This window comes from Streptomyces sp. NPDC015171 (assembly GCF_043079545.1).
Taxonomy (GTDB): domain Bacteria; phylum Actinomycetota; class Actinomycetes; order Streptomycetales; family Streptomycetaceae; genus Streptomyces.
Window position 1 is genome coordinate 58633 of record NZ_JBIBUO010000012.1, and the last position, 24838, is coordinate 83470.

The following is a 24838-nucleotide window of genomic DNA, read 5'->3' on the forward strand; positions in this document are numbered from 1 at the left end:
TCAGTCCTGCTGCTCGGTGTCGGAAGGGTTGTGCAGGGCCGCCTGCACCAGGTCGTCGACGTCCATCGCGTCGATCGACTCGTCGTCGTAGCCGTCTGTGTCTCCGTCGGGGTGTCCGTCGGGGTGCCCGTCGCCGTACGGCTCGTCCGGTCCGCTGTCCGCGGTCGCCCGGCCGTTCTCGTCGCGCTGTCGGGCGGCGAGTTTCAGCAGCGGTTCCAGTACGCCGATCCGGCGCAGCTGGTCGAGCGAGACGGAGGTCAGCAGGGTCCGCAGGCGGGCCTGCGCGTCCTCGTCGGCCGTGCCGTCGCCCGGGTCGGCCGGGTCGAGTTCCCGCAGGATGTGTGCGGCGAGGTCGGCCGGTGTCGGATGGTCGAAGACCAGCGTGGAGGACAGGCTCAGGCCGGTTTCGGCGGTCAGCCGGTTGCGGAGTTCGACGGCGGCGAGCGAGTCGAAGCCGAGGTCGCGGAAGGCCTTGTCGGCGCCGACGAGGTCGGTGCCGGTGTGGCCCAGGACGTCGGCGGCCCGGCCGCGTACCAGGTTGAGGACGACGGTGCGGCGCCGGGCGGCGGACAGTCCGGCCAGCCGGCCGCTCAGGGTTCCTTCGGGGCCGGGGTCCCGCTGCGCGGCCGGGGCGGCGGGCGCGGGCAGTTCGGCCAGCAGCCTGCTGGGCCGCAGGGCGGTGAAGGCGCGGACGAACTGTGCCGGCTCGACGTCGGAGACGACGGCCGTCGGGGCGTGGTCCATGACGGTGCGGCGCAGTGCCAGGACGGCGAGGTCCGGGTCGAGCGGTCGTACGCCGGTGCGGTGGGCCGCTTCCGCCGCTCGGTCGCCGGCGGCCATGCCGTCGCCGCCCCAGGCGCCCCACGCGATGGAGGTGGCGGGGAGGCCGTCGGCCCTGCGCTGTTCGGCGAGGGCGTCGAGGACGGCGTTGGCGGCGGCGTAGTTTCCCTGCCCGGGGTTGCCCACGGCCGCGGAGGCCGACGAGAACAGGGCGAACACCGAGAGGTCCGCGCCGAGTCGCCTGGTGAGCCGGTCCAGGTTCAGGGCGGAGGTGACCTTCGCCCTGAAGACGTGGGCGTAGCGCTCGGGCGTCAGGCTGTCGATGACCGCGTCGTCCAGGACGCCGGCCGCGTGGACGACGGCGGTGAGCGGCGCCGCCGCGGGGATGGCGGCGAGGACGGCGGCCAGGGCGTCCGGGTCGGCGGCGTCGCAGGCCGTGACGGTGGCCTCGGCCCCGGACGCGCGGAGTTCGGCGGCCAGTTCCGCGGCGCCGGGCGCGTCCGGCCCGCTGCGGCTGAGCAGGACCAGGCTCCGGGCACCGGCCGCGGCCAGGCGGCGGGCCACCTGGGCGCCGAGGGCTCCGGTGCCGCCGGTGATCAGTACGGTTCCGGCCGGGTCCCAGGTGCGGTCCGGGGCGCCGTCCGCGCTCGCGGGGAGCAGCCGGCGGCCGAGGAGCGCCGAGGAGCGGACCGCGACCTGGTCCTCGCCGTCCGGTGCGGACAGGAAGCCGGCGAAGCGGCCGGCGGTGGCCGCGTCGAGGACGGTCGGCAGGTCGACGAGGCCGCCCCAGCGTCCGGGGTGCTCCAGCGCGGCGACCCGGCCGAGGCCCCAGACGGCGGCCTGCAGCGGTGCGGGCACGGTGTCGTCCGGGAGCGCGGCCACCGCGCCGCGGGTGACGCACCACAGGGGTGCGGTCGTGCCCGTGTCGCCGAGGGCCTGGAGCAGCGTCGTGGTGAGTGCCACGCCGGCCGGGGCGGGCCGCTCGCCGGTCTCGTCGAGGGCGAGCGCGAGGAGCGAGACGACTCCGGCGAACGCGCCCGGTGCGGCCTGTTCGCGCAGTCGCTTGGCGAGGCGTTCCCGGTCGGTGTCGGCGTCCAGCTCCATCCGGACGGTGTCCGGGCCGAGGGCGGTGAGGAAGGTGGTCGTCCAGGGGTCGGTGCCGTGTCCGGCGGGTACGACGGCGAGCCAGGTGCCCGCCGGCGTGCCGGTGCGGCTCCCGGTCAGCGCCTTCCAGCCGATCCGCTGGCGCCAGCGGTCCACGGTGGACCGCTCCTCGCGGCGGCGGCGCCAGTCGTCGAGCGCGGGCAGCACCTTGGACAGCGCGTCGCTGTCGACGTCGAGGCTGTCGGCGAGCGAGTCGAAGGACTCGGCGCGCACGGCGGTCCAGAACGCGTCGTCGCCGGCCCCCGCGGGAGCCGCCGCGGGGGCGGTGTCCGGCCAGTACCGTTCGCGCTGGAAGGCGTAGGTCGGCAGGTCGGTGCGGCGGGCGCCCGTACCGGCGAAGACGGCGGGCCAGTGCGGGGAGAGTCCGTCGGTGTGCAGCCGGGCGAGCGCGGCGAGCAGTGACCGTTGCTCGTCCCGGTCGCGGCGCAGGGCCGGTACGGCGACGAGGTCCTGGCCGGTCTCGGTGCCGTCCAGGGCGTCCAGGGCGTCAAGGGCCATCGGGGCGAGCACGGCGTCGGGGCCGAGTTCGAGGAACCGGGTCACGCCCCGGTCGGCGAGAGCGCGGACGCCGTCGCCGAAGCGGACGGTCTCCCGGACGTGCCGCACCCAGTAGTCGGGCGTGCACAGCTGCTCGGCGCCGGCCAGGCCGCCGGTCACGTTCGACACGACGGGCAGGCTCGGGGCGGTGTAGCCGATGCCCCGGGCCACGCGCGCGAAGTCGTCGAGCATGTCCTCCATGTGCACGGAGTGAAATGCATGGCTGACCCGCAAACGCCTAGTCTTGCGGCCCTCGGCCTCGAAGGACGCGGCGATGCGCAGCACTTCCCCGGTGTCCCCCGCGATCACCACGGCCCGGGGGCCGTTGACCGCGGCGACGGACACGCCGTCGCCGAGACGGGCCCGTACGTCGTCCTCGGCGGCCTGTACGGCGGCCATCGCGCCGCCGCCGGGCAGGGCGGCCATCAGGCGGGCGCGTGCTGCGACCAGGGTGCAGGCGTCCGCCAGGGAGAACACACCGGCCACATGAGCGGCGGCGATCTCGCCGATCGAGTGTCCGGCCAGGAAGTCGGGCCGGACACCGAGGGATTCGACGAGGCGGTACAGCGCCACCCCGGTCGCGAACAGGGCCGGCTGGGTGTAGCCGGTGTCGTCGAGCAGTGCGGCCTCCGCGGTGCCGGGCGCGGCGAACATGATCGCGCGCAGCGGACGGTCGAGCAGCGTGTCGAAGCAGGCGGTCACCTCGTCCAGGGCCTCGGCGAAGACCGGGTGCCGGGCGTACAGCTCGGCTCCCGCGCCGGGGCGTTGGGCACCCTGGCCCGGGAAGAGGAAGGCGGTCCTGCGGCTGCGGCCGCCGGCCCGGCCGCTGACGAGCTGTGGGGCGCTGCCGCCGTCGGCCAGGGCGGTCAGTCCCCGGACGAGTTCGTCGCGGTCGGCGGCGAGCACGGTGGCCCGGTACTCGAAGGCGGAGCGGGTGCAGGCCAGCGAGTACGCGAGGTCGGTGATGCTGGTGCCGGGCCGCTCGGCCAGGTGGGCGAGGAGGCGGCCGGCCTGGGCGCGCAGGGCGTCGGGGGTGACGGCCGACAGCGGGGCGAGGACGAGGACCGGGGTCGGGGCCGGGGTCGGGGCACTGGCCGTTGCGTCCGCCGTCGGGGCGGCGGACTCGGGGGCCGGGTGCCCCGGAGTCTGTTCGGCGGGCTCGGGGTCCGCGTCCGCCGGGGCCTGTTCGAGGATGACGTGCGCGTTGGTGCCGCTGGCGCCGAAGGCCGAGATGCCGGCCCGGCGCGGGCGGCCGGTCAGCGGCCAGTCCGCCTCCTCGGCGAGGAGTTCGACCGCGCCCGACGACCAGTCGACGTGCGGGGACGGCGCGTCGAGGTGCAGGGTCCTCGGCAGCACGCCATGGCGCATCGCCATGACCATCTTGATGACGCCGCCGACGCCCGAAGCCGCCTGGGTGTGACCGATGTTGGACTTCAGGGCGCCCAGCAGCAGCGGACGGTCGGCGGGGCGGTCCTGGCCGTAGGTGGCGAGCAGCGCCTGCGCCTCGATGGGGTCGCCGAGGGTGGTGCCGGTGCCGTGGGCCTCGACGGCGTCGACCTCTGCGGCGGTCAGCCCGGAGGCCGCGAGCGCACGCCGGATGACGCGCCGCTGGGACGGCCCGTTGGGGGCCGTGATGCCGTTGGAGGCGCCGTCCTGGTTGACGGCGGAGCCGCGCAGCACGGCGAGCACCTCGTGGCCGCGGCGCCGGGCGTCGGAGAGGCGTTCGACGACGAGTACGCCGACACCCTCCGACCAGGCGGTGCCGTTCGCCGACGCGGCGAAGGCACGGCAGCGGCCGTCAGGTGACAGCGCGCCCATCTCGCCGAACTCGATGAACCCGACGGGGCTCGACATGACCGTCACACCGCCGGCCAGCGCCATGGTGCACTCGCCGGCCCGCAGGGCCTGTGCGGCGAGGTGCAGGGCCACCAGCGAGGACGAGCAGGCGGTGTCCACCGACACCGACGGGCCTTCAAGGCCGAGGGTGTACGACAGCCGGCCGGACAGCAGGCTGGCCGACTGGGCCGTCTCCACATGGCCGATCCCGCCGACGGCGGGCCGGTAGTCGCCGCTGCCGCCGCCGATGAACACCCCGGTGTCACCGCCGCGCAGCGTGGCCGGGTCGACACCGGCGCGCTCCAGCGCCTCCCAGGCGGTCTCCAGCACGATCCGCTGCTGCGGGTCGACGATCATTGCCTCACGCGGTGAGATGCCGAAGAAGGCGGCGTCGAAGTCCGCGACGTCGTACAGGAATCCGCCGTGCCGGGTGGCGCTGCGGCCACGGCCGTCCGCGTCGCCGCGGGCCAGCCGGTCGAGGTCCCAGCCGCGGTCGGCCGGGAAGCCGCCGATGGCGTCGGTGCCGGCGCGCAGCAGCTCCCACAGGTCCTCGGGGGACGCCACCCCGCCGGGAAAGCGGCAGCTCATGCCGACGATGACGATCGGGTCGTCGCCACTGCCTCCGGCGCCGCCGCCGTGGGCGGGGCGTGCGCTCGTCGCCCGGTCCTCCTCCTCGCGCTCGCCGAGCAGTTCGGCGCGCAGGTGCGCCGCCAGTGCCAGGGGTGTCGGGCAGTCGAAGACGAGCGTGGCCGGCAGTGCGAGACCGGTGGCGGTGCCGAGCCGGTCGCGCAGGTCGACCGCGGTCAGCGAGTCGAAGCCGAGGTCCCGGAAGGCATGGCCGGACGGGACGGACTCCGCGTCCCCGTATCCGAGGACGTCGGCCACCTCTCGGCGGACGAGTGCGAGGAGCAGCTCTTCGCGCTCCCTGTCGTCCGGGCGGGCGAGGAGGTCGGCCCGGAGTGTAGCCGCGGCACCCGTGGTGCCCGGTCCGGCCGCCGGGCCGCCGTCGGGTGTGCCGGCCGCGGCGAGCGCGGCGCGCGCCTCGGGCAGTTCGCCGAAGAGCGCGCCGGGCCGGGTCCGTGCGTACGCGGGCGCGAAACGGTCCCACGCCACATCGGCGATCGTGACGGACGCGATGTCCTCCCCGATGGCCCGGGCCATCGCGGCCAGTGCCCGCTCGGGTGCCATGGGCGGCAGCCCGTTGGCCCGCAGATGCTGGGCGAGGGAGCCCTCGGCGAGGTCCGTCCAGGCACCCCACGCCACGCACAGCGCGGACTCGCCCCGGGCGCGGCGGCGCCGGGCCACGGCGTCGAGCCAGGCGCCGGCCGCGGCACCGTCCTCCTGTCCGCGCACGCCCCAGGTCCCGGCGATGGACGCGAACAGCACGAACGCGTCGAGCACCCGGTCGCCGAGCGCCGCTTCGAGCGCCGCCACGCCGGACCGTACGCGGTCGAGGCTGACGGGGTCGGTCGCGGACTCGTCGCCGTGCCCGGTGTGGACGACCGCGGTCAGCGGATACCAGTCCGGGACGCGGTCGAGGGCCGCCGTCAGCGCGCCGGCGTCGGTCGGGTCGGCGGTGGCGACGGTGAGTTGCGTGCCCAGCTCGGTCAGCTCGGCCTCCAGCGCCGCCGCTGCGCGCGGTTCCGGCTGCCCGGCGCCGACCAGCAGGACGTGGCCCGCGCCGTTGGCGGCGAGCCAGCGGGCGGTGTGCCCGCCGAAGCCCGTGACGCCGCCGACGACGAGCACCGCGCCGTCGGGACGCCAGTCGCCCGTCCCCGTGTCCGGTACGGACCGCACGGCCCGTACGAGGCGCCTGGCGTAGCGGCCCGAGGCGCGCAGCGCGAGTTCGTCCTCGCCGCCGGGCTCCGTCAGGGCCCGGCGCAGCCGGTCCGCGGCGCGCTCGTCGAGCACGCCGGGCAGGTCCAGCAGACCGCCCCAGCGGTCCGGGGCCTCCAGAGCGGTGACCCTGCCGAGCCCCCAGACCGCGGCCTGGCCGGGGTCGACGGGCGCGTCGGAAGGCCCGACGTCCACCGCGCCGCGCGTGGCGCACCACAGGGGCGCGTCCACCCCTGCGTCCGCCAGCGCCTGCGTGAGAATGTCCGGGCGGGCGAGTCCCGCCGGCGGCGGCGTGGGACCGCCGTCGGCCGTCGCCGGTACGGCGAGCAGGGACAGCACACCCGCGATGGCGCCCGTGTCCGGCATGTCCGCGGCCATCCGCGCGGCGAACATCTGATGATCCGTCACATCGACGGCGAGGCGCACCGCCCGGCTGCCGAGGGCGTCCACCACGGACGCCGTCCACCCGTCCTCCGACCGGACGGACGGGACGAGTACTACCCAGGTGCCGGTGTGCCCGTCGGCGGAGTCGGCGCGTGGTCCGGTGCTCGTGAGCGGCTTCCAGGTGACCCGGTAGCGCCAGCCGTCCACGGCGGCGTCCTCGGTGCGCTTGCGGCGCCAGGCGGAGAGAGCGGGCACCAGCGCCGTCAGGGTGGCCCCGTCGGCCAGGCCCAGCGTGGCGGACAGCGAGCCCAGGTCCTGCCGTTCCACCGCGGCCCAGAACTCCGCGTCGACGGCATCCGGGGCGTCCGGAGTCGCCGGGGCCTGTGCGGCCTCGGGCCAGTAGAGCTCGCGTTGGAAGGGGTAGGTGGGCAGGTCGGCGCGGCGCGCTCCGGTGCCTTCGAAGAGGGCGCTCCAGTCCGTGGGCAGGCCCGCGCAGTGCAGGCGCGCGAGGGCCGTGACCAGGGTGGCCTCTTCGGCTCCCGTTTTGCGCAGCGCGGACGCGAGCACGGGCCGCTGTCGCCCGTCGCCGCCCAGGCTCAGCTCGGCGAGTGCGGTGAGGACGCTATCGGGGCCGAGTTCGAGGAAGGCCGAGGCGCCGGCCCGCGCCAGGGCCTCGATCCCCCGGGAGAACAGGACGGTCTCACGGACGTGCCGCACCCAGTACTCGGGATCGCACACCAGCCCGGCCGTCGCCGGCTCGCCCGTGACGTTCGAGATCAACGGGATCTCCGGAGCCGAGAACGACAGCCCCGACACCACCATCCGGAACTCGTCCAGCATCGGGTCCATCAACGGCGAGTGGAAGGCGTGCGACACCCGCAGCACGCTCGTCCGCCGCCCCAGCCCCTCGAAGCGGACGCGGATCTCCTCCACCGCAGCGGCAGCACCGGAGACGACCACTGAGGAAGGGCCGTTGACGGCGGCCAGCGACACCAACTCACCCAGCAGCGGCCGTACTTCCTCCTCCGCCGCCTCGACGGCCACCATCGCCCCGCCCTCCGGCAGAGCCTGCATCAGCCGACCACGAGCCGCCACCAGCGTGCATGCGTCCTCCAGCGAGAACACCCCCGCCACATGCGCCGCAGCCACCTCACCGATCGAATGACCAGCCACGAACTCCGGCCGCACACCCAGCGATTCAGCCAGCCGGAACAACGCCACCTCGACGGCGAAGAGGGCAGCCTGGGCGTACACCGTCTGGTCCAGCAGCTCGGCGTCGTCGCCCCAGACGACATCACGGAGGGAGGTGTCCAGGTGCAGGTCCAGCCCCGCGCACACCGCGTCGAACGCCTCCGCGAACACCGGGAAACGCCCGTACAGCTCACGGCCCATACCCAGCCGCTGCGAGCCCTGGCCCGAGAACAGCACCGCCAGCGAACGCTCACGAGCCTCCCCACGCGCCACCTCACGGCCGTCCACCAGCACCGCACGATGAACCATCCGCGCCCGACCGGCCGCCAACGAGAAACCCACATCCAGCGGACGCGGACCACCACCCAGCGCGGACAACCGCCCCAACTGGGCGTCGAGCGCCGCCTCGGACCTCGCCGACACCACCCACGGCACCACCCCGGGCGCCACGGCCGGCTCGATCGTGCCGCCGGGCTCGGCCGAGGGAGCCTGCTCCACGATCACGTGCGCGTTCGTACCGCTCACTCCGAAGGCGGAGACGGCGGCGCGGCGGGGCTGCCCGGTCTCCGGCCACGCCCGCTCCTCGCGGAGCAGGGTGACGGTGCCCTCGGACCAGTCGACGTGGGTGGACGGGGTGTCCGCGTGCAGGGTGCGGGGCAGCACGCCGTGCCGCATCGCCATGACCATCTTGATCACGCCCGCGACACCGGCGGCGGCCTGCGTGTGACCTAGGTTCGACTTGATCGCGCCGAGCAGCAGCGGACGCTCCGGCGCGCGGTCGTGGCCGTAGGCGGCGATCAGGGCGTTGGCCTCGATCGGGTCGCCCAGCGAGGTTCCGGTGCCGTGGGCCTCGACGGCGTCGACGTCGGCGGGGGTGAGGCCCGCGTCGGTCAGCGCGGCCCGGATGACGCGCTGCTGGGCCCGCCCGTTGGGTGCGGTCAGGCCGTTGCTCGCGCCGTCCTGGTTGACGGCGGCGCCGCGCAGGAGGGCCAGGACGTCGTGGCCGTGCCGTCGGGCGTCCGAGAGGCGTTCCAGGACGAGGACACCGGCGCCCTCGGACCAGGCCGTGCCGTCCGCCGTGTCGGCGAACGCCTTGCAGCGGCCGTCGGGGGCGAGTCCGCCCTGTGCGGTGAACTCGATGAACGCGTCCGGGCTCGACATCACGGAGACACCGCCGGCCAGGACCAGGGAGCACTCCCCCGCCCGCAGTGCGCGGGCCGCCAGGTGCAGGGCCACCAGCGAGGAGGAGCAGGCCGTGTCCACCGTCACCGCCGGGCCCTCCAGGCCCAGGGTGTAGGAGAGGCGGCCCGACATCACGCTGGCCGTGGTGCCGGTGGCGACGTGGCCCTGGACGTCGGCGGTGCCGCGGCGCAGGACGGTCATGTAGTCCTGGCCGTTGGTGCCGATGAAGACACCGGTGTCGCTGCCGCGCAGCGCGTCCGGTGCGATACCGGCGCGCTCCAGCGCCTCCCAGGAGGTTTCGAGGAGGAGGCGCTGCTGCGGGTCCATGGCGAGGGCCTCGCGGGGCGAGATGCCGAAGAAGCGGGCGTCGAAGAGGCCGACGCCGTCGAGGAAGCCGCCTTCGAGGGTGGCCGACGAGCCGCGGCCGAGGGTGGCGAGGTCCCAGCCCCGGTCGGCGGGGAACGGGGTGATCGCGTCCTCGCCCCGGGTCAGCAGCCGCCACAGGTCCTCGGGGGTCGCGACCCCGCCGGGGAAGCGGCAGCTCATGCCGACGATGACGACCGGGTCGTCGGCGGCCGGCCGCGCGGTGCCCGCCGGGGTGCCCGTCGCCGCCGTGGGTTCCGGGACGGAGCCGGCGAGTTCGGCCAGCAGGTGCGCGGACAGGGCGCGCGGGGTCGGGTGGTCGTAGACGAGGGTCGCGGGCAGTCGCAGTCCGGTGGTCGCGGTGAGGGTGTTGCGCAGTTCGACGGTGGTCAGGGAGTCGAAGCCGAGGTCGGTGAAGGCCTGGTCGGCTCCGACGGCCCCGCCTTCGGAGTGGCCGAGGACGGCGGCCACCTGGTCCCGGACGAAGTCCAGGACGTGCTTGGGGCGGGCGGTCCCGGCGAGCGCGGCGAGGTGCTGGCGCAGCCCGGACTCCGCTCGTCCGGTCCCGGTGTCCCGCGCCGGTGCGGCGGCGCGCACCTCGGGCAGGTCGGCGACGAGCGGGTTGGGCCTGAGGGCGGCGAAGACCGGGGCGAACCGCGCCCAGTCGATGTCGGTCACGGTCAGGGTGGTGTCGTCGTGCTCCAGGGCGTGGCGGAGCGCGGCGACGGCCTGGCGGGGTGCCATGGGGGTGAAGCCGCCGCGGCGGACCCGGTTCTCGACTCCGGTGCCTTCGGCGGCCATGCCGGCCTGCGCCCACGGGCCCCAGGCCACGGAGGTGGCGGGCAGTCCCTGTGCGCGCCGGAGTTCGGCGAGGGCGTCCAGGTAGGCGTTGGCGGCGGCGTAGTTGGCCTGGCCCGCGGAGCCGAGGGTCGCCGCCGTCGAGGAGAACAGGACGAAGGCGATGAGGTCGCTGTCCCGGGTCAGCTCGTGCAGATGGCGGGCGGCGGTGGCCTTCGGGCCGAGGACGGCCGGGAAGGCGTCGGGGGTCAGTGTGTCGAGGACGCCGTCGGCGACGACGCCCGCCGCGTGGAACACGGCGGTGAGCGGGAACTCCTCGGGGACGGCCGCGAGGACGGCGGCGAGCGCGTCGCGGTCGCCGGCGTCGCAGGCGGCCAAAGTGACCCTGGTGCCCTGGGCGGTGAGTTCCTCGCGCAGTCCGGCCGCGCCGGGGGCCTGGTCGCCGCGCCTGCTGAGGAGGAGCAGGTGCGGGGCGCCCTGGGCGGCGAGCCAGCGGGCGAGGTGGCCGCCTAGGCCGCCGGTGCCGCCGGTGACGAGGACGGTGCCGGTCGGTGTGAAGTCCCGTACGGCGGGGCGGTCGGCCACGGGGTGGCGGGTGAGCCTGCGGGCGTAGCCGCCCGCGGACCGTACGGCGGCCTGGTCCTCGCCGGTCGTGCCGGCGAGGAGGGCCGCCACCCGGCGGACCGCGGGGGTGTCGAGCTGTTCGGGCAGGTCGATGAGGCCGCCCCAGCGTTCGGGGTGTTCCAGGGCGGCGCTGCGGCCCAGGCCCCACACGGTGCTGTGCGCGGGTGTGGTGAGCCGGTCGGCGCGGCCGACGCGGACGGCGCCGCGGGTGAGGCACCACAGCGGTGCGTCGAGGCCGGTGTCGCCGAGCGCCTGGACGGCGGTGGCCGTCGCGAGGAGGCCGTGCTCCGGGCCGCCCCGGTCCGCGGCATCCGGGGAGTCGTGGAAGGCGAGGAGGGACAGCACTCCGGTGAACTCGCCTTCTGTCGAGGCGAGTTCGCGGATGCGGTCGGCGAGGTGTGCCCGGGTCTCCCCCGCGGGTACGGCGAGGCGGACGAGCCGGGCGGTGCCGACGGTCGCGAGGCCGTCGAGGAGGTCCAGCGGGGCGGTGGCGTCGGCGGGCAGCAGGCAGAGCCAGATCCCGGTGAGGGGGGTGCGGTCGTCGGGGGCGGTCAGGGGCTTCCAGGTGATCCGGTAGCGCCAGCTGTCGATGGTGTGCGCCTCGCCGCGCCTGCGGCGCCAGGACGACAGGGCGGGCACCACGGCGGCGAGGGTCGCGTCGTCGAGTGCCAGGTCGGCGCCGAGGGAGGGCAGGTCGGCGCGCTCCACGGCCGACCAGAACGCGGCGTCCACGGGGTCGGATCCGGCGGCGGAGGGCGCCGGGACGCTCTCCGGCCAGTAGCGCCGGCGCTGGAACGGGTACGTCGGCAGCTCGATGTGACGGGCGGCGGTGCCGGCGAAGACCGCGTTCCAGTCGACGTGTGCGCCGTGGGTGTGCAGGCCGGCGAGGGCCGTGGTGAGGGTGACCGCTTCCGGGCGGCCCCGGCGCAGCGCCGGGATCGCGGCGGGCGGTGTCTCCGTGTCGCCCGTGGCGGTGCGCACGGCGCCGGTGAGCACGCCGTCGGGGCCGAGTTCCAGGAACGTGGTGGTGCCCTGGGCGGTGAGGGTGCGCACCGTGTCGGCGAAGCGCACGGTGGAGCGGACCTGGGCGGCCCAGTACTCCGGGGAGGTGAGCTGCTCGGTGGTGGCGGTCTCGCCGGTCACCGTCGAGACGACGGGGATCGTCGGGGCGTGGTAGGTGAGTTCGCGGGCGACGCGTGTGAAGGCGTCGAGCATGCCGTCCATGTGCGGCGAGTGGAAGGCGTGGCTCACCCGCAGCCGCTTGGTGCGGCGGCCCCGGGCGGCGAGCCGGGCGGCCAGTTCCAGCACCGGTGCCTCGTCGCCCGCGACGACCAGCGCGCCGGGCGCGTTGACCGCGGCGAGGGACATCCGCTCCTCCTGCCCGGCCAGCAGTTCCAGCACCTCCTCCTCGCTCGCCTCCGCCGACACCATGGCGCCGCCGCCGGGCAGCGCGGCCATCAGCCGGGCGCGGGCGGCGACCAGGGTGCAGGCGTCCTCCAGGGAGAGGACCCCGGCAACATGGGCGGCGGCGAGTTCGCCGATCGAGTGGCCGGCGACGGCGTCGGGCCGCACGCCCCAGGACTCCAGCAGCCGGTACAGGGCCACTTCCAGGGCGAACAGGGCGGGCTGGGTGTGGGCGGTGTCGTCCAGGAGGGCGGCGCGCTCGCTGCCGTCCTCGGCGAGGAGCACCTCGCGAAGCGGCTCGCCGGTGCCGGTGCCGGCGAGGTCGAAGCGGGCCAGGACGGCGTCCAGGGCGTCGGCGAACATCGGTTGGGCGTCGTAGAGTTCGCGGCCCATGCCGGGGTACTGGCTGCCCTGGCCGGTGAAGAGGAACGCGAGGCGTCCGCGGGTGGCGCGGCGGGTGACGAGCGTGGCGTCGGGCCGGCCGTCGCGCAGCGCGGTCAGGGCCCGGACCAGGCCGTCGGTGTCCTCGGCCAGTACGGCGGCCCGGTGGTCGAGGGCGGCGCGGGTGGTGGCGAGGGAGACGGCCAGGTCGGCGAGCGGGAGTCCGGGCCGGGCGGCCAGCAGGTCGAGCAGCCGGCCGGCCTGTGCGTGCAGGGCCGGCTCCGCGCGGGCGGACAGCAGCACGGGTACGGCGGCCGGGGCGGGCCGCGTGGCGGGCGGGGGCGTCTCCTCGTCGGCGGCCGGGGCCTGTTCGAGGATGGTGTGGACGTTGGTGCCGCTGATGCCGAAGGAGGAGACGGCCGCGCGGCGCGGGCGGCCGGTCTCGGGCCACGGGTGCTCCTCGGTGAGCAGGGCGATGGAGCCTTCGGTCCAGTCCACGTGGGTGGAGGGCCGGTCGATGTGCAGGCTCGGCGGCAGGACGCCGTGGCGCATGGCGAGGACCATCTTGATGACGCCTGCGACGCCGGAGGCCATCTGGGTGTGGCCGATGTTCGACTTGACGGAGCCGAGCAGCAGCGGGCGTTCGGCGGGGCGGTCCCGGCCGTAGGTGGCGAGCAGGGCCTGGGCCTCGATGGGGTCGCCGAGCCGGGTGCCGGTGCCATGGCCCTCGACGGCGTCGATGTCGGTGCCGGTCAGGCCCGCGTTGGCGAGGGCCTGGCGGATGACGCGCTGCTGGGAGGGGCCGTTGGGGGCGGTGAGCCCGTTGCTGGCGCCGTCCTGGTTGACGGCGGAGCCGCGGACGACGGCCAGCACGCGGTGTCCGTTGCGGAGGGCGTCGGAGAGGCGTTCGACGAGGACGAGACCGACGCCCTCGGCGAGGCTCATGCCGTCGGCGGCGTCGGCGTACGCCTTGCAGCGGCCGTCGGCGGCCATCGCGCGCTGCCTGCTGAAGCCGACGAACGCGTTGGGCGTGGCCATGATGCTGACGCCGCCGGCGAGGGCGAGGTCGCTCTCGCCGTCGCGCAGCGACTGGCAGGCCAGGTGGAGGGCCACCAGCGAGCTGGAGCAGGCGGTGTCCAGGGTGACGGCGGGGCCCTCGAAGCCGAACGTGTAGGAGATCCGGCCGGACAGGACGCTGGGCACGGTGCCGGTGATCAGATGGCCCTCGGCACCGTCCTGGCCGGAGCCGCCGGAGGTGTAGTCCTGGTAGCTGGCGCCGATGAAGGTGCCGGTGCTGCTGCCGCGCAGGGCGGCCGGGTCGATGCCGGCGCGTTCCATCGCCTCCCAGGCGGTCTCCAGCAGGAGCCGCTGCTGCGGGTCCATGGCGAGGGCCTCACGGGGCGAGATGCCGAAGAACGCGGCGTCGAAGTCGGCGGCGGAGGTGAGGAAGCCGCCCCGGGTGGAGTAGGTGCGGCCGGGCCGGTCGGGATCCGGGTCGTACAGGCCCTCGGCGTCCCAGCCGCGGTCGGCGGGGAACTCGCCGGTGGCGTCGGTGCCGGCGGCGACGAGGTGCCACAGGTCCTCGGGTGCGGTGACGTCGCCGGGGTAGCGGCAGCTCATGCCGATGATGGCGATGGGGTCGTCGTCCGTGCGCACGGCGGTGGCGGCCGGCGCACCGGTGCCGTCCGCGGCCGTCCCGGCGATCCTGGTGCGCAGGTACTCGACGAGGGCGAGCGGGTTCGGGTAGTCGAACACCATCGTGCTGGGCAGGGTCAGCCCGGTGACGGCGGCGAGGCGGTTGCGCAGGTCGACGGCGGTCAGCGAGTCGAAGCCGACGTCGCGGAAGGCCCGCTGTTCGGACAGGACGTCGGGCGAGGCGTGGCCGAGGACGGTGGCCGCCTCGGCGCGGACGAGGTCGAGCAGCACCCGGTTCTGCTCGACGGCGGGCAGTCCGGTGACCCGGGCCGCGAACTCGCCGTCCGCCGGGCGCTGTCCGGGCTCCTCGGTGAGCCGCCGGACGGCGGGCACGTCCTCGAAGAGCGCGGTGGGGCGGCCGGAGGTGAACACCGGGTGGTAGCGGTCCCAGTCGACGTCGGCGACGGCGAGGACGTGCTCGTCGTCCTCCAGTGCCTGCCGCAGCCCGGCCAGGGCGAGCTGCGGGTCCATGAACTCCAGCCCGCTGCGCCGGATCTGGCCGGGGTCGACGCGTCCCAGCTTGAGGTCGTCGGACCAGATGCCCCAGGAGACGGCGGTGGCGTGGGCGCCGCGGGCGCGGCGGTGCTCGGCGAGCGCGTTGAGGTAGGCGTTGCCAGCGACGTAGGCGGCGTGCTTGCCGCTGCCCCACATGCCGGCGGTGGAGGAGTACAGGACGAACGCGTCGAGCTGCTCGTCGTCGAGGAGTTCGTCGAGGTGCCGGGCGCCGGTGACCTTGGCGTCGAGGACCTTGGCGAAGGCTTCCGTGCTGGTCTCCTCCAGGGTGGCGAGCTCGATGACGACGGCGGTGTGGACCACGGTCCGCACGGTGCGGCCCGCGGCGGCAAGACCGTCCAGGAGTGCGGCCACGGCAGCCCGGTCGGTGAGGTCGCAGGCGAGGAACTCGGCCTCGGCTCCCAGCTCCGCCAGCTCGGTGACGAGGTCGGCGGTGCCGGGCGCGTCGGGGCCGCGGCGGCTGGTGAGCACGATGTGCTCGGCGCCCTGGCGGGCCAGCCAGCGCGCCAGGTGCGGGGCGAGGGTGCCGGTGCCGCCGGTGATCAGGGTGGTGCCGCGCGGGTGCCAGACGGCCGGCGGCGTCGCGCCCCGGGCACCGGCGGGGGTGACGCGGCGGGCGAACACGCCGGAGGGGCGTACGGCGAGCTGGTCCTCGCCGGTGGTGCCGGTGAGGACGGCGGCGAGGCGTGCGGCGCCGCGCCGGTCGAGGGGGCCGTCGGGCAGGTCCACGACGCCGCCCCAGCGCTCGGGGTGTTCGAGCGCCGCGGTCCAGCCCAGGCCGTGGATCTGGGCCTGGACGGGGCGGGTGAGCCGGTCGGTGCGGCCGGTGGAGGCCGCGCCGCGGGTCAGGCACCACAGGGGTGCGCCGAGGCCGGCGTCGCCGAGCGCCTGGACGAGGGCGAGGGTGCGGGCGAGGCCCTCGGACAGGGCCGGGTGGGCCGCGTCCGGTGCCTCGTCGGCGGCCAGCAGCGACACGATCCCGGTGAGCCGCGCGCCGTCCGCGGTGTCCGCGAGGCGCGCGGCCAGCGTCGTACGGTCGGCGCAGGTCTCGTCCAGCTCCAGGTGGCGCAGGTCGGCGCCGGCGGCCGTCAGCGCCTCCAGGACGTCGGGGGCGGCCGGGGTGCGGCCGCTGATGACGAGCCAGGGGCCGGTCGGTGCCGCCGGGGCGAGGCCGCCGAGCGGCTTCCAGGTCTGGCGGTAGCGCCAGGAGTCGACGGTGGACCGGTCGCGGCTGCGCCGCCGCCATGCGGACAGGGCGGGCAGCACGGGGGCCACGGCGGCCCGGTCGAGGTCGAGTCCGGCGGCCAGGGAGTCGACGTCCTGCTGTTCGACGGCGTCCCAGAACGCGGTGTCCTCGGCCCGGCCTTCGCCCCGGCCGCCGTCCGGGCGGGCGGGCACGGCCCACAGGTGCTCGCGCTGGAAGGCGTAGGTGGGCAGCTCGACCCGGCGGACGGCGGTGCCGTCGAGGACCCGGGCCCAGTCGACCCGTACGCCGTGCACATGGGCCTCGGCGAGGGAGGTGAGGAAGCGGCGGTTGCCGCCGTCGTCGCGGCGCAGGGTGCCGACGGCGAGGGCCCGGTGGCCGCCCTCCTCGGCGGTGGCCTGGACCGCCATGGTCAGCACGGGGTGCGGGCTGACCTCCACGAAGACCTGGTGGCCCTGGTCGAGCAGGGATGCGACGGCCGGTGCGAAGCGGACCGTGTGGCGCAGATTGCGGTACCAGTAGCCGGCGTCCATGGCCGTGGTGTCCAGCCAGTCGCCGGTGACGGTGGAGAAGAAGGGGACCTCGGCGGGGCGCGGGCGCACGGGTGCGAGGACCGTCAGCAGCTCCTCCTCCAGCTGTTCGACCTGCGCCGAGTGCGAGGCGTAGTCGACGGCGATGCGGCGGGCCCGGACGTCGTGCGCGGTGAGGTCCGCGATGAGGGTGTCCAGCCGGCCGGGCGGGCCGGCCACCACGACGCCGCTGGGGCCGTTGACGGCGGCTACGCACAGGTCGTCGCCGTGGGCGGCGAGGTGTTCCTCGGCCTCGGCGAGCGGCAGCGGTACGGAGACCATGCCGCCGGAGCCGGCCAGCCCGCGGGCGATGGCCTGGCTGCGCAGGGCGACGACGCGGGCTCCGTCGTCCAGGGTCAGGGCCCCGGCGACGACGGCCGCCGCGATCTCGCCCTGGGAGTGTCCGACGACGGCGTCGGGCCGTACCCCGTACGAGCGCCACAGGTGGGCGAGCGAGACGAGGACGGCGAAGGTGGCGGGCTGGACGACGTCGACGCGGTCGAGGGAGGGTGCGCCGTCGGCCCGGCGCAGCACGTCCACCAGATTCCAGTCGGTGTACGCGGCGAGGGCGGCGGCGCATTCGTGCAGCTTTTCGGCGAAGGCCGGTGATTCGTCGAGGAGTTCGGCGGCCATGCCGGTCCACTGGGAGCCCTGGCCGGGGAAGACGAAGACGGTCTTGCCGTCGGTGTCGGTGCTGCCCTGGACCAGGCCGGGCGCGGGCGTACCGGCGCCGAGGGCCGTGAGGCCGGTGTGCAGCTCCTCGGGGCCGGCGCCGATGACCACGGCGCGGTGGTCGAGTGCGGCGCGGGTGGTGAGGAGGGAGTGCGCGATGTCGGCGGGGGCGAGGCCGGCGCCGGCGGTGAGGTGGTCGGTGAGCCGGACGGCCTGGGCGCGCAGCGCCGCCGGGGTCCGGGCCGACAGCAGCCACGGCAGGACGCCGCCGGTGCCGGGGGCCTGCTCCCGGCTCGGCTGCCGGTCGTGGCGCGGGGCCTCTTCGAGGACGGTGTGCGCGTTGGTGCCGCTGATGCCGAAGGAGGACACGGCGCAGCGGCGGGTCCGTGCGCCCGGCGCCCAGGGGACGGGGTCGGTGATCAGGGAGACGGTGCCGGGGGTCCAGTCGATGTGGGAGGACGGCTCGTCGGCGTGCAGGGTCCTGGGCAGGACCCCGTGGCGCAGCGCCATGACCATCTTGATGACGCCGGCGACGCCCGCGGCGGACTGGGTGTGGCCGATGTTCGACTTCACCGAGCCGAGCAGCAGCGGCCGTTCGGGGTCGCGGCCCTGGCCGTAGACGGCCTGGAGGGCCTGGGCCTCGATGGGGTCGCCGAGGGCGGTGCCGGTGCCGTGGGCCTCGACGGCGTCGATGTCGGCGGGGGTGAGCCCGGAGTTGGCGAGGGCCTGCCGGATGACGCGCTGCTGGGAGGGGCCGTTGGGGGCGGTGAGCCCGTTGGAGGCGCCGTCCTGGTTGATGGCGGAGCCGCGGACCACGGCGAGGACGTCGTGGCCGTTGGCCTCGGCGTCGGAGAGGCGTTCCAGGACGAGGACGCCGACGCCCTCGGCGAGGGTCATGCCGTCGGCGGCGTCGGAGAAGGCCTTGCAGCGGCCGTCGGCGGCGAGGGCCCGCTGGCGGCTGAACGCGATGAAGGCGTTGGGGTTGGTCATGACGGTGGCGCCGCCCGCGAGGGCGAGGTCGCTCTCGCCGTTGCGCAGCGACTGGCAGGCCAGGTGCAGGGCCACCAGCGAGGAGGAGCAGGCGGTGTCCACCGTGACCGCCGGTCCTTCGAGGCCGAACAGGTAGGCGAGGCGGCCGGAGAGGACGCTGGGGCTGGTGCCGGTGACGGCGTGCCCGGCGGAGGCGTCGTCCATGGCGATCCCGTACTCCTGGTACGTGGATCCGATGAAGGTGCCGGTGGCGCTGCCGTGCACGGAGTCCGGGTCGATGCCGGCGGATTCGAAGGCCTCCCAGGTGGTCTCCAGCAGCAGGCGCTGCTGCGGGTCCATGGTGAGGGCCTCGCGGGGGGAGATGCCGAAGAAGCCCGCGTCGAACTCGCCGGCCTCGTGCAGGAAGCCGCCCTGGGTGGAGTAGGTCTTTCCGGAGGCGTCGGGGTCGGCGTCGTACAGGCCGGTGTCCCAGCCGCGGTTGACGGGGAACTCGGAGACGGCGTCGGCGCCTTCGGCCACGAGCTGCCAGAACTCCCGGGGTCCCGCGGCGCCGCCGGGGAAGCGGCAGCTCATGCCGACGATGGCGACGGGCTCGTCGAACCGTCCGGCGGCCGTGGTGCGCACCGCCGCCGGGGCGTTGTCGGCGCCGGCGATCTCGTCGCGCAGGTAGGCGGCGAGGGCGGCGGGCGTGGGGTGGTCGAAGGCCATGGTGCTGGGCAGGGCGAGGCCGGTGAGGGCGGCCAGGCGCTTGCGCAGGTCCACCGCCGTCAGCGAGTCGAAGCCGGCGTCGCGGAAGGCCCGGGTGGCGGGGACGCCTTCGGCGGAGGTGTGTCCGAGGACGGCGGCCGCCTCCCGGCGGACCGTGTCGACGAGCAGGCTCTGCCGGGCGTCCTGGTCGAGGGCGCGCAGCCTGGTCACGAAGGCGGAGTCGGCGGCGCCGCCGGTGGCGGCGGTGGCGAGCTGCCGGATCTCGGGCAGCTCGGTGAACAGGCGGCTGGGCCGGGAGGCGGTGAAGACGGGGACGTACGTCTCCCAGTCGACGTCGGCGACGGTGACCGTGACCTCGCGGCGGGCGATCGCGCGGCGCAGCTCGGCGAGGGCGGTGGCGGGGGCGAGGAAGCGCAGGCCCTGCCGGGCGAGGCTGTCGGTGACGGCCTCGTGGGTGGCCATGCCGGCCTCGGCCCAGGGGCCCCAGGCCACCGAGGTGGCGGCGAGGCCGCGGGCGGCGCGGTGTTCGGCGAGGGCGTCGAGATAGGCGTTGGCGGCGGCGTAGGCGCTCTGTCCCGCGCTGCCCCAGACGCCGGCGACGGAGGAGAACAGGACGAAGAAGTCCAGGTCCCGGTCGGCGAGGAGGGCGTCGAGGTGGGCGGCGCCCAGCATCTTGGCCTCGGCCGCGGCGACGACGTCGGCGAGGGGGGTGGCGGCCAGCGGGGCGGCCTGCCCGACGCCTGCCGCGTGGACCACGCCGGTCAGCGGCCGGTCCTCGGGGACGGCGGCGAGCACGGCGGCCAGTGCCTCCCGGTCGGCGGTGTCGCAGGCCGCGAGGGTGACCTCGGTGCCCGACGCGCGCAGTTCGGCGGCGAGTTCAGCGGCGCCGGGCGCCCGGGGGCCGCGCCGGCTGGTGAGGACGAGGTGCTCGGCGCCCGCGCGGGCGAGCCAGCGGGCCACCTCGGCGCCGAGGGCGCCGGTGCCGCCGGTGACGAGCACGGTGCCGCGTGCGGTGACCTCGTTCTCGTGCGGGAGTTCGGTGGCGGGGCGGCGGACCAGGCGGCGCGCGAAGGCGCCGGTCGCGCGCAGCGCGAGCTGGTCCTCGGCGTCGGCGGCGGGCGCGGCCAGTGCGCTGACCAGCCGCTGCACGGTGGGCGCCGCGAGGACGGGCGGCAGGTCGGCGAGGCCGCTCCAGGCCCCCGGCCGTTCGAGTGCGGCGACCCGGCCGAGGCCCCAGACGGCGGCCTGGACGGGCTGGGCGAGCGGGTCGGCGGCGCCGGTGGACACGGCGCCGCGGGTGAGGGTCCACAGCGGGGCGGTGAGCCCGGTGTCGGTGAGGGCCTGGGTCAGGACGACGCTCAGGGCGAGGCCGGTGGGCAGGCCGGGGCCGGTGAGCGGGTCCTGGTCGGCCAGCGGGAGCAGCGAGAGGAGGCCGGCCGCGTCCGCCGCACCGGCCTCGGTGAGCCGGGCGGCGAGGACCTCGCGGTCGAGGCAGGCGTCGTCGAGGAGGAGCGGCTCGAAGCGGGCGCCGTGGCCGCGCAGGGCCTCCAGCAGCCCGCCGTCGTCCACGGCGGCGGTGGTCGCCACGAGCCAGGTGCCGTCGAGCACGGGGGCCGCGCTCGCGCGGACCGGTGTCCACCTGATCCGGTAGCGGGCCGTGTCGAGGAATGTCTTCTCGTGCCGGCCGCGGCGCCAGGAGGTGAGGGCCGGCAGCAGGGCGGCGAGGCCCGCGTGCTGCTCGTCGCGCAGTCCGAGCAGGGTGGCGACCCGGCCGGTGTCGCCGCGTTCGACGGCGCCCCACAGGGCGGAGTCCGCCGGGTCGGCCGTGGGCCGGCTCGCGGTGGTCTCGGGCCAGTACCGCTCGTGCTGGAAGGCGTAGGTGGGCAGGTCGACCGTGCGGGCGTGCGCGGGGGCGTGGTGGGCGGCCCGGTCCACGGCGATGCCGCGTACGTGGAGGCGGGCGAGTGCCGTGGCGGCGGTCCGTTCCTCGCCGTGGCCCGCGCGCAGCAGGGGGACGGCCTCGGAGGCGGTGTCGTCGGCGGCGAGGATGTCCTCGGTGAGCGCGGACAGTACGCCGTCGGGGCCGACTTCGAGGAAGGTGGTCGCGCCGGTGGCGCGCAGGGCGGCCACCCCGTCGGCGAAGCGGACGGGGTGGCGGACGTGCTCGACCCAGTACTCGGGGGTGCGCAGGTCGTCGCCGGCCGCGAGGGCGCCGGTCAGGTCGGAGACGACGGGCAGGTCCGGGGCGGTGTAGGTGAGGGTTTCGGCGATCCGGCGGAACTCGTCGAGCAGGGGCTCCATGCGGGCCGAGTGGAAGGCGTGGCTGACCCGCAGCCGCTTGGTGCGCCGCCCCTCGGCGGCGAACTCTCCAGCCAGGCGCAGCACTTCGCTCTCGTCACCGGAGACGACGACGGCGTGCGGGCCGTTGACGGCGGCGATCGACACGCCGGAGCAGTCGGTCAGGCGGGCGAGCACCTCGTCCTCGGTGGCCTCGAGGGAGGCCATGGCGCCGCCCTCGGGCAGGGCCTGCATCAGCCGGGCGCGGGCGGCGACCAGGGTGCAGGCGTCCGCCAGGGAGAGCACACCGGCGGCGTGTGCGGCGGTGAGCCCGCCGACCGAGTGGCCGAGCAGCGCGCTGGGGCGCACGCCCCAGGAGGTGAGCAGCCGGAACAGGGCGGTCCCGACGGCGAACAGCAGGGGCTGGGCGTAGCTGGTGCGGTCGAGCAGCGCGGCCTCGGGCGCGTCCTCGGCGGCGAACAGGATCTCCCGCAGCGGCCGGTCGGCGCTCTTGTCGAGGTGGCCGAGCGCCTCGTCGAGTGCGGCGGCGAACACCGGGAAGCGGTCGTACAGTTCACGGCCCATGCCGGGGCGCTGGGCGCCCTGTCCGGTGAACAGCAGGGCGGGCCTGGCCGCGCCGCCGGTCTCGCCCGTGACGAGCGCGGGGTCGGTGTCCCCGGCGGCGAGCGCGGCCAGCGCGCGCAGCAGCTCCGTGCGGTCGCCGACGGCGGCGGCGCGGTGGTCGAAGGCGGAGCGGGTGGTGGCCAGGGACAGGCCGATGTCGGCGGGGTCGAGGTCGGGGTGGTCCTCGACGTGGGCGCGCAGCCGGGCGGCCTGGTCGCGCAGGGCGGCCCGGCTGCGGCCGGAGAGCTGCCACACGGTCACCCGGTCGCCGTCCCCGGTCCTGGCCTGCGCTGCGGCAGGCTCCGGGGCCTGCTCCAGGATCACGTGGGCGTTGGTGCCGCTGATGCCGAAGGAGGAGACACCGGCGCGGCGCGGGCGGCCGGTGTCGGGCCAGGCCGACTCGTCGGCGGCCAGTTCGACGGCTCCGGCCTCCCAGTCGACGTGGGTGGAGGGCTGGGCGGCGTACAGGGTGCGCGGGACGACGCCGTGCCGCATCGCCTGGACCGTCTTGATGATGCCCGCGACGCCCGCGGCGGCCTGGGTGTGGCCGATGTTCGACTTCACCGAGCCGAGCAGCAGCGGCCGCTCGGGGTCGCGGTCCTGGCCGTAGGTGGCGAGCAGGGCCTGGGCCTCGATGGGGTCGCCGAGGGCGGTGCCGGTGCCGTGTCCCTCGACCACGTCGATGTCGGCGCCCGTCAGACCGGCGGCGGACAGGGCCTGCCGGATGACCCGCTGCTGGGAGGGGCCGTTGGGGGCGGTCAGGCCGTTGCTGGCGCCGTCCTGGTTGACGGCGGAGCCGCGGACGACGGCCAGTACGGGGTGCCCGCGGCGGCGGGCGTCGGAGAGCCGCTCCAGCACCAGGACGCCGACGCCCTCCGCCCAGCCGACGCCGTCGGCGCCGTCGGAGTAGGCCTTGCAGCGGCCGTCGGGGGACAGCCCGCGCTGCCGGGAGAACTCGATGAGGGAGGTCGGGGTGGACATCACGGTCACGCCGCCGGCGAGCGCGAGGGAGCACTCTCCCGCCCGCAGGGCCTGCATCGCCCAGTGCAGGGCGACCAGCGAGGAGGAGCAGGCGGTGTCGACGGTGACGGCCGGGCCTTCGAGGCCGAGGACGTAGGAGACGCGGCCGGAGGCGATGCTCGGCGAGGTGCCGCTGCCCTGGTGGCCCTCGAAGCGCTCGTCGGCGAGGGTGGCCGCGTAGTCGTTGTACATGACGCCGGCGAAGACGCCGGTCTGGCTGCCGCGCAGCGTGACCGGGTCGATCCCGGCCCGCTCGATCGCCTCCCAGGACGCCTCCAGCAGGAGTCGCTGCTGGGCGTCGGTGGCGAGGGCCTCGCGGGGGCTCATGCCGAAGAAGGCGGGGTCGAAGTCGGCCGCGTCGTGCAGGAATCCGCCGAAGCGGGTGTAGGTGGTGCCCAGGTGGTCCGGGTCGGGGTCGTAGAGGGAGTCGAGGTCCCAGCCGCGGTCGGTGGGCAGTCCGGAGATGGCGTCGGTGCCCTCGCGGACCAGCCGCCACAGGTCCTCGGGCGAGCCGACCCCGCCGGGGTAGCGGCAGCTCATGCCGACGATGACGATCGGGTCGTCGCTCTGTCCCGCCGGGCGGGGCGTGGCCTCGGCGACCGGGTCCTGGCCGCCCGTCAGCTCGTCCAGAACGTGTGCGGCGAGCGCGGTGACCGTCGGATAGTCGAAGATCACGGTGGCCGAGGTGCGCAGGCCGGTGACGGCGCGCAGCCGGTTGCGCAGTTCGACGGCGGTCAGCGAGTCGAAGCCGAGGTCCTGGAACTGGCGGACCGGGTCGACGTCCTCGGGACGGGGGTGCCGCAGGATGGCGGCGACCTCCGCGCGTACGAGGTCCGCGACCGCCTCGGTACGGGCCGCGGCGTCCAGCCGGGCGAGGCGCTGGACCAGGCCGGCGGCGGCCTCCGAGCCGGCGCCGACGGAGCGCCGGGCGGGGGTGCGGATCAGGCCGCGCAGCAGCGGCGGTACGTCGCCGAGGGCGCGCAGGACGGGCAGGTCGAGGCGGGCCGGGAGCAGTACGGGGGTGCCGAGCGCGAGGGCGGCGTCGTACAGCGCGAGTCCGTCCTGCTCGGACAGGGCGGGGGTGCCCGTGCGGGCGAGGCGTTCCAGGTCGGCCTCGGTGAGGGCCGCTGTCATGCCGCCGGGCTGCTCCCCGGCGGTCGGGGCCCAGGGACCCCAGGCCAGCGACTGGCCGGGCAGCCCCGCGGTCCTGCGGAGCCGGACGACGGCGTCCACGAAGGCGTTCGCCGCGGCGTAGTTGCCCTGTCCCGGGGCGCCGAGGGAGCCGGAGAGGGAGGAGAAGACGACGAAGGCCGCGAGGTCGTCGCCGCGGTCGAGGACGGCTTCGTGCAGATGCCACACGGCGTCCGCCTTGGGGCGCAGTACGGCGCTGATCCGCTCGGGGGTCAGCGCCTCGACGACGCCGTCGTCCAGGACGCCGGCGGTGTGCACCACGGCGGTGAGGGGGTGTTCGGCGGGCACGGACGCCAGCAGCCGGTCGACCGCGGCACGGTCGGCGAGGTCGCAGGACTCGATGGTCACCCGGGCCGCGCCGAGGCCGAGCAGTTCGTCGGCGAAGTCGGTGGCGCCGGGCGCGCTCGCGCCGCGCCGGCCGGCGAGCAGCAGGTGCCGTACGCCCTGCCGGGTCACCAGGTGGCGGGCGAGGGCGCGGCCGAGCTGGCCGGTGCCGCCGGTGATGAGGACCGTGCCGTCGGGGTTCCGGTCGGCGGCCGGGGCGGGTTCGGTGTGGCGGGCGCGGGCGAGGCGGGCCATGAGCACCGAGCCGTCGCGGACGGCGCGTTGGGGTTCGTCGCCGCCGAGGGCCTGCGGGGGTACGGCGTCGGGGGCGGCCGGGTCGAGGTCCAGGAGGCCGAAGCGGCCGGGGTGTTCGGCCTGCGCGGAGCGCACCAGGCCCCAGACGGCGGCGCCCGCGGGGTCGGTCACGGCGTCGTCGTCGGCCGTGGCGACCGCGCCGCGGGTGACGAAGACGAGCCGGGAGGCGGTGCTCGTGTCGTCGGCGAGCCAGGTGCGGATCTGGTCGAGGACACGGGCGGTGAGGGTGTGGGCGGCGGCGACCGGGTCGCCGTCC

General features: G+C 76.0%; 1 protein-coding gene (cut by a window edge). It reads right to left on the minus strand.

Annotated features, from left to right (window positions below; all coding sequences use genetic code 11):
- Positions 1–24838, minus strand: partial view of a type I polyketide synthase gene (locus tag ACF073_RS28800; RefSeq protein WP_392074315.1) — the 3' portion only. 3815 nt of this gene lie beyond the right edge of the window; the window shows 24838 of its 28653 coding nt (coding positions 3816–28653); its start codon lies off the right edge, out of view; the stop codon is at positions 1–3.